General features: G+C 63.5%; 11 protein-coding genes. 3 read left to right on the top strand and 8 right to left on the bottom strand.

Going from position 1 to position 13,449, the window contains the following annotated elements; all coding sequences use genetic code 11:
* Positions 1–170: 170 nt before the first annotated feature.
* The gene (gene tagH / locus ACYG9Y_RS19410) at positions 171–1,193 is read right to left on the bottom strand and encodes a type VI secretion system-associated FHA domain protein TagH (protein ID WP_023738407.1); all 1,023 of its coding nucleotides are present in this window, start codon (positions 1,191–1,193) and stop codon (positions 171–173) included.
* A gap of 271 nt (positions 1,194–1,464) precedes the next feature.
* On the opposite strand from tagH, the gene ACYG9Y_RS19405 reads away from it, so the two are divergent.
* The 3 genes from ACYG9Y_RS19405 to ACYG9Y_RS19395 are packed head-to-tail and all read left to right on the top strand — an operon-like array spanning position 1,465 to position 5,405.
* On the top strand, positions 1,465–3,798 hold the full coding sequence (locus ACYG9Y_RS19405; protein WP_023704806.1) for a type VI secretion system Vgr family protein: 2,334 nt from the start codon (positions 1,465–1,467) through the stop codon (positions 3,796–3,798).
* A 7-nt stretch (positions 3,799–3,805) separates the two neighbouring features.
* The gene (locus ACYG9Y_RS19400) at positions 3,806–4,231 is read left to right on the top strand and encodes a DUF6484 domain-containing protein (RefSeq protein WP_023682625.1); all 426 of its coding nucleotides are present in this window, start codon (positions 3,806–3,808) and stop codon (positions 4,229–4,231) included.
* 10 nt (positions 4,232–4,241) lie between these two features.
* The gene (locus tag ACYG9Y_RS19395) at positions 4,242–5,405 is read left to right on the top strand and encodes a hypothetical protein (RefSeq protein WP_023704807.1); all 1,164 of its coding nucleotides are present in this window, start codon (positions 4,242–4,244) and stop codon (positions 5,403–5,405) included.
* 33 nt (positions 5,406–5,438) lie between these two features.
* Here the strand turns inward: ACYG9Y_RS19395 and ACYG9Y_RS19390 are convergent, their stop codons facing one another.
* The 7 genes from ACYG9Y_RS19390 to tssM are packed head-to-tail and all read right to left on the bottom strand — an operon-like array spanning position 5,439 to position 13,448.
* Positions 5,439–6,485, bottom strand: a complete 1,047-nt coding sequence (locus ACYG9Y_RS19390; RefSeq protein ID WP_023682623.1) for a hypothetical protein — start codon at positions 6,483–6,485, stop codon at positions 5,439–5,441.
* Complete coding sequence (locus ACYG9Y_RS19385; protein WP_023682622.1) at positions 6,473–7,564, bottom strand: DUF2169 family type VI secretion system accessory protein; 1,092 nt, start codon at positions 7,562–7,564, stop codon at positions 6,473–6,475. Before ACYG9Y_RS19385 ends, ACYG9Y_RS19390 begins: the two co-directional genes overlap by 13 nt.
* 3 nt (positions 7,565–7,567) lie before the next feature.
* The gene (locus tag ACYG9Y_RS19380; RefSeq protein ID WP_023682621.1) at positions 7,568–8,047 is read right to left on the bottom strand and encodes a hypothetical protein; all 480 of its coding nucleotides are present in this window, start codon (positions 8,045–8,047) and stop codon (positions 7,568–7,570) included.
* 18 nt (positions 8,048–8,065) lie between these two features.
* Positions 8,066–8,515, bottom strand: coding sequence for a hypothetical protein (locus ACYG9Y_RS19375; protein ID WP_023682620.1), 450 nt, complete (start codon positions 8,513–8,515; stop codon positions 8,066–8,068).
* Between the two features lie 3 nt (positions 8,516–8,518).
* Entirely contained in the window at positions 8,519–9,385 is an 867-nt protein-coding gene (locus ACYG9Y_RS19370; protein WP_023682619.1) for a DUF4150 domain-containing protein, read from the bottom strand.
* Positions 9,386–9,390: 5 nt separating this feature from the next.
* Positions 9,391–9,927: a type VI secretion system-associated protein TagF gene (gene tagF / locus ACYG9Y_RS19365; RefSeq protein ID WP_023704809.1), complete on the bottom strand. Its 537-nt coding sequence runs from the start codon at positions 9,925–9,927 to the stop codon at positions 9,391–9,393.
* Entirely contained in the window at positions 9,909–13,448 is a 3,540-nt protein-coding gene (gene tssM, locus ACYG9Y_RS19360) for a type VI secretion system membrane subunit TssM (RefSeq protein WP_023738408.1), read from the bottom strand. Before tssM ends, tagF begins: the two co-directional genes overlap by 19 nt.
* Between the last annotated feature and the right edge of the window lies 1 nt (position 13,449).

Here is a 13,449-nt window from a genome sequence, read left to right as displayed (position 1 = left end):
CGCCGTGACATGACATGTGCCGCAGACCCCCGAGGTCGACCAACCGTACCCGCGTGCTCAATCGTCGTATGTGATCGTAGTCTCAGAAGGTTGCGATGGAAACCCGGCGCAATTTTGGTGGCCGGCCCGTGCTCGGGTCGCCTTCACGGTGTCTTCAGCGGTGCGCGGGCTTAGCCCTTGCCGGTCTTCGGTTTGGCGGCCTTGGCATAGGCTTCACTGAAATAGGTGAGGAATATGTCCAGCATGCCATTCTCGTGCGCTTCCTCCTTGGCCCGCCAGGTCGCGACCAGCGCGTCCCAGGCGCGCGTTTTCTTCGAGGCAAAGGAGGATGGCGGCAGTTTTTTCGCAATCGCCTCGGGCGACAGATCGTCAAGCAACCGCGACAGCGCTGCCTGCATGGCGGCGAAGGTGGCGAATTCATGTGTTTTGAGGTCGTGGAAAGCGTCTTCGATGCTGTGCCTGGCATCGAGATAGCCGGCCCTGCGCCGCGCGAACATGATGTCGAGGATTTCGTCTGTCCCGGGCACGAACTTCAGCGGATTGTTGTCGGCGGAATTGATCATGGTCCGGTCGCTGGTCTTGGCCAGGACTTTTGCAGCGGCGCGCGCCTTCAACAGCAACACCAGCTCGTCGACGACGATGCGCAGCACCGCGCCGATCTCGCCGGCTACCTCCTGCGGTTGGCGCAGCAAAAGCACCTCTGGCGGAATGCCGGCGCCGGCGGCAATCGCGCGCAGGATCTCGTCGGCTTGCTGCGGCCGGCTGGAGACCGAAGCGGGTGGCGCGGTCGGTGACCGTGGCGATGCGACATGGTCTGGAAAGGATCCGGCAACGGGCATCTGCCGTTGCGTCGAACCATGGCCACCGAAGGCTGGGTTCCCGTCATCGATCGACACCGAGACGATATAGCGGCCGATCCGGAGCCGGTCACCTTGCGCCAACCGATGCGGGCCGGTCAGGCGCTGGCTCGACCCGTTGACGAATGTGCCGTTGCGCGAGACGTCGTGGAGAAAAAAGGCGCCGCCTTCGTAGCGGATTTCGCAATGTCGGCCGGAGATGAACTTGTCCGGATCGGGCAAGGTCCAGGCGCAGTTCTCCCGCCCGATCTCGAAGCCGCGGTCGCGCGATGCGTAGCCGGGCGGCAGCCCGGCAGGCAGGACATCGACATTGCTGATCTGCAGACTGATGAACATGCGCTATGGACCGTCGACCGCTGCCGTTTCCATTGATCCGATGTGCCACAGTCTAGCAGCTTGCGGGCACAGCGGGAGAGCGGCGTTTCACACTGGCGAAAGCGGCGCAAACAGCAACGGCCTGCCGCTTGTCCTCTTTGGTCTGCCATAGAACATGTGGTAGGCTCAACATGGCTTGGGTGGCAAGTTGCGAAATATCCCTGAACGTGAGGTCGTTAACACAAGAAGGGCTTCGAACCTGCCACACTAGCGCTCAGGAGGGGCACGACCCATGCCGAGTGAACAACGCGCCGCGCTTGTGCAGACGCCGGTCGGCGCCGAGCTGTTGACCTTTACGCATCTCGTCGGCCGCGACGAGATCAGCCGCTGCCTTGCCTACACCGTTGGATTTGTCTCGACCAATGCCGATGTCGACCCGCTGAAGATGCTGGGCGGCGCCGTTTCGATCGAAGGCGAGGCCGACCCCAAGCGCTGGTTCAGCGGCCTCATCGCCGAGTTTCGCCTTACCCGCATCGAAGATCGGCTGGCTCACTATGAGGCGGTCGTCAGGCCGTGGCTGTGGTTCCTCGGCAATACCACCGACTGCCGCATTTTCCAGGACAAGACCGCCGTCGAGATCGTGGAGGAGATTTTCTCCAAATATGGCGGCATCGCCAAGTTCGAAAAGCGCTTGCAAGGCTCTTATCCGCCGCGCGAATATTGCGTGCAATATGACGAGAGCGACCTCGATTTCGTGCAGCGGCTGCTCGAGCACGAAGGCATAATGTACTTCTTCGAGCATGCCGAGGGCGAGCACACGCTGATCCTGGCCGACGCCATGAGCAAGCTGAAGCCAGCGCCGGGCTATGAGACGGTGCTCTATCAGTTCGAAGGGCAGGGCTCGCGCCGCGACGTCGAGTACATCACCGACTGGATTCCAGGCAGCGCGGTGCGCCCCGGCGCCTATGCCCACACCGACTATGACTTCGAAAAACCCGCCGCCGATTTGATGGCGAAGTCGGCGCAGCCCTTCGGCCACAAGCAGGCCGCCGGCGAGAACTATCGCCACCCCGGCGCGCATCTGGAAGTCGGGCGCGGCGACAGCCTGGCGGCGATCAGGCGCGAAGAAATCCAGGCGCCGCATATGCGCATTGCCGCTGTCGGCACCGTGCGCGGCCTGTTCTCCGGCTGCACCTTCAAGCTCGACGGCTTTCCGCGCGACGACCAGAACAAGGAGTATCTGGTGATCAGCGCCGAGTACCGGCTGTTCGATCCGGGCTATCGCGCCGGCGTCGACACCGATGGCGAGAATTTCAAGGTGGTGCTCGGTGTGGCGCCGACCTCAGTTGCTTATCGGCCGCCGCGCATCACGCCAAGGCCGATCATGCGCGGGCCGCAGACGGCGACGGTCGTCGGTCCGTCCGGCGAGGAGATCTTCACCGACAAATATGCCAGGGTGAAGGTGCAGTTCCACTGGGACCGCCTCGGCAAGAAGGACCAGAAGAGCTCCTGCTTCGTGCGGGTGTCGCAGACCTGGGCCGGAAGCGGCTGGGGCTTCATCCAGATCCCGCGCATCGGCCAGGAAGTGATCGTCGATTTCATCGAAGGCAATCCGGACCTGCCGATCATCACCGGCCGGGTCTACAACGCCTCGCAGATGCCGCCCTACGGACTGCCTGGCAACGCCACGCAGTCCGGCTGGAAGTCCAACTCGTCGAAGGGCGGTGGCGGCTACAACGAACTGATGTTCGAGGACAAGGCCGGCTCGGAGCTGGTCAACTTCCAGGCGCAGAAGGACCACCACCTTCTGATCAAGAATGATCGCCAGAAGCTGGTCCAGCACGACCAGTCCGACCGCATCGACCACGACGCCAAGCACTCCGTCGGCCACAACCTCGACGAGGACGTCGGCAACAACAAGACGGTCAAGGTCGGCGTCGACCAGACGACCAATATCGGGTCGAACGACACCGAGACGGTGGGCAAGAACCGCTCACTGACGGTGGGGGTCGATGAGACGATCAACATCGGCTCGAACTCGACCGAGACGATCGGCGCCAACCACACCCAGACCGTCGCGATCGTGCAGACGGTGACTGTTGGCGCGGCGCGGGTCGATTCGGTCGGAGCATCCGAGACCCGAACTGTGGGCGGTCCGCAGACGAACACGATCGGTGCGACGCGGTCGGTCACCGTAGGTGCTGCGCAGAGCCACGATATCGGCGCGGCTGATAGCTGGAACATCGCGGCGGCGCAAAGCGTCAATGTTGGCGCCGATCAGAGTTTCACCATCGGCGGGGCACAGTCGTCGCAGATCGGCAAGGGCAGGTCGGCAAAAATCGCTGCGGACGACGCAACCGATGTCGGCGGCGGGCACGCGCTCAAGGTCGGCAAAGGCAGCGGAATCCAGATAGCCGAAGACAGTGTGATCAAGGTCGGCAAGAATCTGATGATCGAGGCGGCCGACTCGATCACGCTCAAATGCGGTTCGGCCTCGATCACGATGAAAAAGGATGGCACCATTGTCGCTGATGGGAAGGATATTACCCTCAAGGGCAGCGGCAAGATCACCGTCAAGGCCGACGGCGAGGTGATCGTCAAGGGCAGCACGATCAACAACAATTGAGGGCATCATCATGGAAGTGCTGGAGCGTATCGACGGCGTCGTGATCGGCCTGCTGATCGGCTTCCAAGGCGGGGCGCCGCTGGTTGTCTTCGTCGGCAATCCGCGCGAGACCGCGATAGCGGCGCGCAGCCTGACGGAGCTGGACGTTTCGGCCGTCGGATCCGAACTGGCTTTGCTCTTCGAGGGCGGCGACCCGGCGCGGCCGCTGGTGGTCGGGCGCATCGTCGATCCTGCGCCCCGCGGCAGGAGCCTCGAAGTCGTCCGCGACGGCGAACGTGTCGTCATCAACGGCGATGAGCGCATTGAACTGCGCTGCGGCCTGGCATCGATCATTCTGGAGAAGAATGGACGCGTGACCATTCGTGGCACCCAGTTGACCAGCCAGGCCAGTGGCACCAACCGCATCCGCGGCGGGGCCGTGCATCTTAACTGAGGCATTGCCGATGCACAGCATCGCGACCATTGCGGCGATCGTGGACCAACACGCCGAGGACGCGGCGTTCCTGTGGCTTCGACGTCGTCTGGAGATCGACGGTCCAATCCTCGACGAGACCGATATCGGCCGCATCGACCAGCGTCTCGAAGCCAATCTCGAAGGGCTCATGGCAGCCGGCAAGGCCGGTTGGGAAGCTGCTCAAGCGCGCTTCGCCGACTACGCCGAACCGGGCGAGATTTTCGTGCTTGGCACTCTGGCAATGCGTTGGAGCGATGCCAAATTGGTGACCTCTGCAATCGACGCGGGCGCAAGCCTAGGTGACGCCGGCATATCGAGCCTGTCTGCCGCGATCGCGCGCACGCCGGGCGAAAACCTGCGCCCGTTCGTGGCGCAGTGGCTGGACACGCGCGACGCGCGGCTGCGCTGTCTTGGGCTATCTGCGCTCTGGCATCATCGCGTCGATCCGGGACAGCGCCTGCATGATCTGGCCAGCCATTCCAATGCGAACGTGCGTTGGCGCGCCGTCCGGCTCGCCGGCGTGCTCAGGCGGCGCGACCTGCTTCCGGAAGTCCTGGCTGGGCTTGACGGCGAGACAACGAAAGAACGTCTTGCGGCCGCCTTCGCTGCTTGCCTGCTTGGCGAGGCTCGGTCCGCGCACTCGGTGATCGACAAGATCGTGCTGACGGAGACGGACCATGCGCAGGCGGCGATCGAGTTGCGCCTGCTGACGACGCCGCCGAAGGCCGGCAAGGCCTGGCTGCAATCACGTCTCGGACAGCCTGTCTTGCGCATCGCGGCCACGGCATCGATCGGGCTGCTCGGCGACCAAGCGGTGGTGCCGTGGCTGATCGAGAAGATGCGCGAGCCGGAACTGGCATCCGCAGCGGGTGCAGCACTTCGCGATCTGTTCGAGGTGGACTTCGGCGACACCGACCTTTTCGTTGCCGATCCAGCTGTTCTTGGCGAGGGCTTTGCCCAACTCGACGACAGCTCGCTGCCGGCCGCCGATCGCGTCGAAGCATGGTGGGACGAAGGGCGCGGTGGGCGCAACCATCGTCTGTTCCGTTCGATGCGCAGGCTCAGGGTGGATGCGTTGCGCGCGGCAATCGCCACGCCCGAGGCGCCGCTGGCAGACTGGCGCAGGACACGCAAGTTCCCGGCGTGGATGTGATCGCTTTCGCCGAGGGAAGGCTTGTCCCTCCGTTCAGCGTTGGCGGAGGTCGGTAAGCGCGATCGCCGACCGGTTGCCACCCTCGGATGCAAGCTCGCAGGCTGCGACGCGGCCCGGCGCGTAACCGCTTATAAAACTGTCGGCCGCCAGCATCAGAACAAGTGCCGCACTAGCGGCTCCAATGTCGCCGACCGTCATCGCAGGGTAGGCTGTCGGGAATATCTCGCGGTGCGTGCGGTAGAAGCGCGAGCGACCGACCAGTTGTTCGAGCCCGCTGTACCGTTCCCCGTTTCCATTGCTGACAAGGAACTCGATATCGGGTTCCTTGGGTCCGGACCCGCTGAAGGCAGCAAGCAGCGAAGCCACCATCGCACGGCCTTGACTCTGGCGTTCGGAAAGAACGCTGTCGATCTCTTGAGCCAGGCCCGCCCCGCAAATCATTGCAGCCGGCCCGCTCCCCGGCGCTCGCGTCAGGCGCACGAAGACAGCGCCCTCGCCAGGGACTGCCCCTTGAGCATTGTTTTCGGATTTCAGACGATTGGCTCGCATCAAGCGCGCAATGTCGGTCCCGTTGACGAGGCTGTCCACACCACCCAGCAGCACCTGCGCGACGGTCCCGGATTCTAGCATGTCGCCGGCATAGTCGAGCAGTCCGGCGCTGGCTGCGGCACCGCCGTCAAATACCCGCGAGCCGGCATTGAAGCGCAGGCCGCATCGCTCGAAAATGGCATTCAAAAGGCGCCCCCGCTCGACCTCTTCATACGCCGGATGGTCGCGGAAACTCTCCGGCAGCGCGAGCAGAACAGCGGTCTGGTCCGGCGTTGCCTTGTTGTCGAGCATCGCCTCCTTGAGAGCGCGGGCGCCCATGCTGGCGAGCCATACCCCGTCATTGCGTCGCAGGCCCGCCTTGGCTGGAATGCGTGCCACGATCTGTGTGGTGGGAAACGGCTCTGAAAGAGGCACCTCCTGAAATGCTGACAGGTTGGCGCGAATGGCTGAGATGGTCTGGCGCGCGTTCAATCCAGCAGGCGTGACGGCGCCACCAACCGAGATGTAGAGCGGCCGCTTCACGGCTGCCACGCCGAGCGATCGCGCAGGGCCCCGTCGCCGCCGAGAAGATTGAGATAGAGTTTTCGCTTGCGGCGCGCATTGATCCAAACAGGAGAAATGTGGCCGAAGGCGATTTCCCGCAGCGCCGGCACGTTGCGCCGGATTACCACTGCCAAACGAGCCTTAAGGGTCACGCGCTTCAAGTCAGGCTCGATGAGCACGGTGTCAGGCTTGAACGCGTTTTCTTCTACACGATCGTCATAAATGAGCCGAAGCGGGGCCGTGATGCGCGGCAGGCGGAAATCCCATCTGCCCGAAGCCGTCATGCCGATCACCGTGATATCCTCGCCGTTGCCGATGCCGGCCATCTGCTGATCGGCTGGGGCGCACATATAATGCCGCGTGTCGAAGTCTTTGGGAGCGAGCGGCCATTGGGATTCGAGCCAAGCCTTGTCGTAGGTTCCGGCGAAAGCCAGGCGCGGTTGCCAGCCCCGGCCAATCGTCCCGAATCCCGCCGGCCTCAGGGATTCCCCAGGTCGGGCTTGCGCTTCGCCCGGATACATGACGTTGGGCGCCTCGGTTCTGACCGCAGGATCTGCAGACCGGGCGTTATGGTACCCCACGCCGACTGGGTTGCGCTGGTCCGTGCGCAAGTCTTCCAAAGTGCCGCCATAGGTGCGTTCATAGACGATCGGCATGGTCCGGAAAGGCGCCGGTGCGCTGTAGCCGCCGGAGTCGTAGATCCGGTCCCCGACGACCTGCAATACCTTGCGGATCGAGTTACCGACACGCAGGCCAACCTGCATCTCGCGTACCGGCCTTCCATCCGGCGCGTGCGCGACGCCATTCACGATCACCTCGGCGCCAGGCTTGACGGGCGCGATGTCCGCTTCGTAGCGGGTCGATGAAAGGGCCGGATCGCCAAAAGGCTCATCGCCAAAGATCACCGGCACCTGTTCGGCCGCTGGCTGGAATTCCTTTCCTTCATCCGTCGCCGTGAAACTTGCCGATAGCATGACAATCAGAGTTTCTTGGCCGTCAGCATTCAATTGGACGTGCGTCGCGGCGGCGAAGGGTGTCCTGTTTTCCAGCCAGACATCGAAGGCCATCGTTCAGCACCACCGGCCGTTTTCATCAAGCCCGATCGGCCAATAGGGCATGGCCGTCAGCAGTTCTACATATTCCTTGTTGCCTTCATCGACGACCCATTGCAGCAGGAACACCTCAGGCGCGAGGCGGTCGGCCGCGGGCAGCGTTTCCCCCACCGCAACGCATCGCAGCCAGTATTCCCGCACGAGCCACACCACCGCCGGATGATTCGCCGGGCCGGCCGCTGCATCATCCAGCTGGGCCGTGATCGCTTGATTGACGGTCAGGCCGCCATCGACCAGTTCGTCGAGGCCAGCTTCCCAGATCTCGGAAGCCACCTCGAACGTCTCCTGCAAGTCAGCGAGGTAGGCCTTGAACAGGGACCTATAGGCAGCAGAGGCCTCGCGGCGCGAAAGGCGGATTCCATGATCGGGACCGACAACGTCCTGGGGTGCGTTGAGAAGCCGGTTCAGGCCGAGTTCGACACTATGATCAATCCGCATTGCCATCTTCTTCTAGCCTCAGCACATTTCGAGAGATGGATCCTCGCCGATCGGGACATAGACGAAGTACTTGAAGTACTTGAATAGTTCCGTGTCGTATTCGGACATCATTTCGACCAGCAGCAGATTGGGCGGCACGGGACCGCTGGCGTCCGCTTCGTCGCCATCCTCACCCCAGTTCGATTCATCGTCCTCGTCGTCATCATCGGTCTGTCGGGCGTACCGTTCAAGGTTCAGGCCGTGAACCTTGAAGTAGTGCTTGCGGTAGATCGCCAGAATCCGTGGATGGGCCACCAGCCCGGCGGGCCAATGCAGATTGGCTATGTTCTCACCGGAGGCGTTCAGGCGCTGCTGCAGTGCGCCCCACCATTCCTCGATCGCCGGCATGACGGCGTGGAGCTCTGCGGTCCACGCATCGATTATCGCCGTATAGTCAGCGTCGAGATCGGCAAAACCCGTTGCACTCATCGCCTAGATCCCCCGAGCGTTCATGAACTTCCTAATCGCCTTGTTGTCCACCTTCGACTGCCGGCCCGGCTGGCTGTTGCTGTGGCTGGAGCAATGCGGCCTGACGTAAAGCGCTTTCATCGCATCCTTGAAGCCTTGTGGGACGATCTCTATATTGCATCCACCCGCGTACCACGCTGCCTTCTGCGTCGGCTGGTGATCGGCGATCAGCGGGGCTTCCTTCCCCGAAATTTGCCGGTTGACCTTGGCCTCCAGTCGCTTGATCGCGGTCTTGTTCTTGCCGGTCGTGCGTTTCTTCAACCTGTCAAGGTTACGTTTGCATTCCCAGCATGGCCGGTTCTGAACCTTGGCTTTCTGCGGGCCTGTTGGCTGGGTGTAATGATCGTCGTAGCAATAATCGGTCGTGCATTTCTTCTTCTCTTTCACCAGAAGAGCATTGCGGAAGTTGACCAAGGCGGCGGTATCGATGGTGTTCGGGAGTGGACTTGCCGTGTTCTGCTCCATGGTGTCGCCATGGCGGCAGACACCCTTACCCTCCACCTTGACGACGAACGACCAGAGCTTGAACACTCCCTTGCCCTTGATCTTGTGCGTTATGACCCCCGCGCCGAGGCCTTGGGTGGCCGGCTCGTTGCCGGTGCTGGTCGCAACCTCCGACGAGCTTTCGAGCGCGGTCGGATTGCCTTCGATCTTGACGCTCTTACTGCCTTTGGTGAGATCGCTGGAAGACAGCATGTTGACGTATGGAACCGGAACCGGGCCTGCCGGCGGGGAAGGCGGGCTCAAGCACACATCTCCCGGCGCCACGCCCTTGCCGCCGCTTCCTTTGTGGAAGAAGCCCATGCCTTCAGCAAAGACTGTGCTGCCCATCAGAGCTATTCCGTCTCAGGGCGCGGGGCGCGCATTTTCGGCAGGGCGTTGGCCGCCAGGTCGTGAATATCCGAGAACGCGAACTCATGCACCGACCAGTCGTCGAGCCAGAAGCCAATCCGGTTCGGATCGCCATGGCTGTTGCTGGGCGCGGCAAGGTTGGCCAAGCCTTCGGCTATCCAGGACTGCGTCCTCTGCAATTCGACCGCTTCATCAACGATTGACGCAACGCCGTCGAACCATGCATCGTCAGGTGCCGGTGTAGCCCCAATCCCGATGATCGCGAACGGATAGCGGCGTCCCACGCGGTCCTCGCTCATGCGCCATGCGCCGGCACAGGGCCGGTCGCCGAAAATGCCGCTCTTGACGATGAAGCGCCAAACACGCGAATCCAATTCCCCCTCGTCTGGCCTCTCGCGCAACTCCATCGACATCCAGCGGTCCCAGCGGTCGATGAAGGTCCGCGGCAGGTTTACGGCAACGAAATCTCCGGTCGCCGGAATCTTGCCGAAGAAGCCGGTGTTCAGATCTGCGGCGGACATGAGAATTTCTTGAACATCTGGAGGTTGTAGGGATTTTCCACGCTCGCCGCCTTGAGCTTGAAATCGGCGTACATGCCTTTCGTCCCCAGCCGCAGGCTGTAGACATCGGACAGCGACGTCCCGGTGAAGCGGCCGCCGCGCAGCATCCTCAGCCACGCCCAGCTGCCGGTCTCGTTGAGCATGATTTCGGGCGAGCCGTCGATCGGCTGGAAGGCGAGCGAGATGACGCCGGTGCCGTCCTTGCCGGGCCACGTCATCGGCTGAGGTCGCGTCGCATTGTTGAAATAGACCAGGTTCTGGCCGTCGAGGTTGAGCGTCACGCGGGTGACGTTGGGCGACAGGTCGGTCGGCTCCAGCGTGAACGCCATCACCGGGCCTTGACCACCGGGAAAGAGATCGTCGCGGATGCGCCGCGCCTGCTCGAAGGCGGCGAGCGCCGATGGGTCGAGGCCGAAATCGGCACGCCATTTCCAAGGCTGCGCCGAGGTGTCCACATAGCTGATCAGATGGTCGTTGATGAAGCCGTCGATCATCCCTGCCGGTCCGAACAGGCGGGCGAAGTCGCGCACATTGACGTCGACGGCGCTGTCTGGGCTGAACGGATAGCGGTCGTTGAGCGCGGCCTGGCAGAAGGGCAGGATATCGGCGCGCCAGATGGCGTTGAGCTCGGAGGCCACGGCCTTCTGCGTCAACCCGCTGGTGTCGCCGGCAATGCCGCTCAGCCAGGTGTTGACCGGGTCGGGCAGGATCTGTGCCTGGCGGGCGACGGCGCCGGTCAGTTCGGCCAGCCCGCCCTGTTTCTTGATCGCGTCCTGCGGGTCGGGATTGGCGGTCACCGTTTGCAGCACATTGGACAGCGCCGTCAGCGCAACGACCGCGGCATCGAGCGCCGGCGGCTGGCCGTCGACCTCGGCAATCGTGCTCTTGAGCGGCTTGAAGTGTTCGGCCACCAGCGTGCCGGTCAGGTCGACTTCGCTGGCCGATCCTGCGCGCGGCAACAGCTTGGCGCCGGTCTTGACGATCTTGCCCAGTTTGCCGAGCTTGCCCAGCAGTTTCGAGCCGCCCTTCGCCGCCGCCTTGTCGTCACCGGCCGGCGCGTCGTCCGAGCGGGTGAGGTCGACCTCCTGGACCACCGCCGTCAACAGCCGCTTCAACGCGGAATCGGCACTGGAAAGGTCTTTCAGATTCTCGCTGGCAATGTTGAGGTCGCTGAGCGGCGCCAGCCGCATGTCGCGCAAAAAACTGTCCCACTGCGCGATGTAGTCGTCGTAGTAGAGCTTCAGGATATCTTCCGACAGCGCCGACACCGACGTCTCGGAATTTTCCGAGCAGCCGCCGGCAAACACGGCGCGGTCGAGTGCCGCCTGGGCGGCGACATCCTCGACCCGGTCGAGGATCGCATCGTGGAAGCCGTCATAGGTGAAGGCGCCTGATATGCCGACGCGCAGCGTCTTGTCGGAGCGTCGCGAAAACACCTTGGCGCCGTTCGGCCCGGCGAAATTGGCGGGGATCCATTCCTTCAATCCGGCCACCGCCGGATCGGCCAGCAATTGCTTGTAGGCCCGCGCCGGCAGCGAGATCGTGCAGACCGTTTTCAGCGCTTCGGCGACCAGCGCCTGGTCGGGTTTGATGTAGCTATCATCGACCGCCATGCGGCGGATCGCTGCCAGCTGGTGTTCTTCCGCATCGGCGGTCAGGAAGGGCGCGGCCGGCGCGAATTCGGGCAGGTCGTTCACCCACCAATTCTCGACGAAGTCGGAGTCCATCTGAGACAGGCCGGTCATCATGCGGTAGGTCTTGAGCGCCCCCAGCATGAAGTCCGGATCGCGGATCTGCCGCCACATGGTCGCTTCGAGCAGCGCCACCATGCGCGGCTCCAGCACGTTGCGCAGAGCGTGGTCATAGGTGTCGGTCTGCGCCCGCATCATCTCGGCCGAAGCCGATGGTCCGAGCAGGTCCTGCGCCTTGTTCGGAGGCGCAGTCCTGGCATTGACGACTTCGTCCATGGCGGTCAGGGCAACGTCCATCGCCGGCTGCAGCACCGAGGCGGGCGTCGCCGCGGTCGACGTCAGCGGCGCCTGCAGCGCTTCGAACTGGCCGGCTTGCGCGGCGATGGCGTTGCGATTGTCGTAGTAGGACCAGGTGAACAGGCCGCCGGCGAGTATGGCCGCAGCCGCGCTGGCAGCAGCGGCACCGCGCCAGATCCAGCTGCGGCGGCGCTGCGCCAGCGGATCGAAGGTGCCGAGCCCGGCCTCCTTGAAGATCACCTCGGTCAGAAGGTTCTTGAGGAAGAAGCTGCGCTTCTCGAAACGCTGCGCCGGCATCGAGCGTCGTGCCGGCAGGCCGAAGGAGGAGGCCAGCGCCGCGGTCAGCCGGTCGATCGGCGCGCCTTCCTGGGTGGCCGAGGTCAGATAGAGGCCGCGCAGCCAGGCTGCCTCCTCGTAGCGGCTCTCGCCGAACATCGCCTCGACCAGCACCTGGATCGGCTCGGACAGGCTTTGCAGCTGTGCGGGAAAGCGGAAGATCTCGGCCCGTTCGGCCAGCTTGTCCTCGTCCTCCAGCCGCGGCACCAGCCGCTTTTCCAGCTCCCTCGACAGCGTCGTGATTTCGCCCGCGATCGTCTTGGCGTCGACGCGCGCGTCGAGTGGGAAGGTCGTCCCCCACACCTGTTCGCGCGCCGCCGTCGACAGGCCGCCGAAGAAGGCCTCGAAGCCTCTGATCAGATCGGCCTTGGTCAGCATGAGATAGACCGGCAAGCGGATTTCCAGCCGCTCCTCGAGCTCGGCCAGGCGCCTGCGGATCTTGCGGCCATGCGCCTTGACGGCTTCGTCGCCCTCGGACAGCGCGTCGATCCCAAGCGCAACGATGACGCCGTTCAGCGCCCGGCGGCCACGGTGCTTCTTCAACAGGTCGAGGAAGCCCAGCCATTCCACGGCGTCGACATCGGGCTGGCTCTCCTGCTGGACATAGCGGCCGGCGGTGTCGATCATCACTGCGTTTTCGGAGAAGAACCAGTCGCAGTTGCGCGTACCGCCGATGCCCTGCAGATCGTCGGTGAGGTCGATCGGAAAGTTGAGGCCGGATTGGCGCAAGGCCGTCGTCTTGCCGGTCGCCGGGGGGCCGACGATCACATACCACGGCATCTCGCGCAGGAACTTGCGGCCGCCGAGCTTGCGGCGCTTCAACTCGACCATGACGTCCTGGAACTTGGCGCCGACCGCGGCGACGTTTTCCTCGCCCGGGCTGAGCCGCTTTTCCTCGACCGGGGCGGAAATCTCGGCGACGAACATGCGGTTGGCGCGGATCGCGCGGCGCTGCGCGACGATCAGCCAAATCAGCCAGAAGATCACCAGAAGAGCGATGATGACGATGCGCACCGTCTGCGACGCCATCGGCACATAGTCGCCGACCCGTACGATCGGGCCGAATACCCAGATGATCAGCGACAGCAGCGCCAGGCCGATCAGCGTCCACAGGAAACGCGAAGTCAGGACCGCCCAGAGGAAGCGCAGGATGAACATG

This window comes from Mesorhizobium sp. W050 (assembly GCF_054719535.1).
The sequence above is the reverse complement of the archived record's forward strand: the minus strand, read 5'-3'. Positions and strand labels throughout refer to the sequence as shown.

What these genes read in the sequence shown, in the direction of transcription:
- tagH (WP_023738407.1), bottom strand. Translation starts at nt 1,193, where the DNA reads ATGTTCATCAGTCTGCAGATCAGCAATGTCGATGTCCTGCCTGCCGGG.
- ACYG9Y_RS19405 (WP_023704806.1), top strand. Translation starts at nt 1,465, where the DNA reads ATGCCGAGTGAACAACGCGCCGCGCTTGTGCAGACGCCGGTCGGCGCC.
- ACYG9Y_RS19395 (WP_023704807.1), top strand. Translation starts at nt 4,242, where the DNA reads ATGCACAGCATCGCGACCATTGCGGCGATCGTGGACCAACACGCCGAG.
- ACYG9Y_RS19385 (WP_023682622.1), bottom strand. Translation starts at nt 7,564, where the DNA reads ATGGCCTTCGATGTCTGGCTGGAAAACAGGACACCCTTCGCCGCCGCG.
- ACYG9Y_RS19380 (WP_023682621.1), bottom strand. Translation starts at nt 8,047, where the DNA reads ATGCGGATTGATCATAGTGTCGAACTCGGCCTGAACCGGCTTCTCAAC.
- ACYG9Y_RS19375 (WP_023682620.1), bottom strand. Translation starts at nt 8,515, where the DNA reads ATGAGTGCAACGGGTTTTGCCGATCTCGACGCTGACTATACGGCGATA.
- ACYG9Y_RS19370 (WP_023682619.1), bottom strand. Translation starts at nt 9,385, where the DNA reads ATGGGCAGCACAGTCTTTGCTGAAGGCATGGGCTTCTTCCACAAAGGA.
- tagF (WP_023704809.1), bottom strand. Translation starts at nt 9,927, where the DNA reads ATGTCCGCCGCAGATCTGAACACCGGCTTCTTCGGCAAGATTCCGGCG.
- tssM (WP_023738408.1), bottom strand. Translation starts at nt 13,448, where the DNA reads ATGTTCATCCTGCGCTTCCTCTGGGCGGTCCTGACTTCGCGTTTCCTG.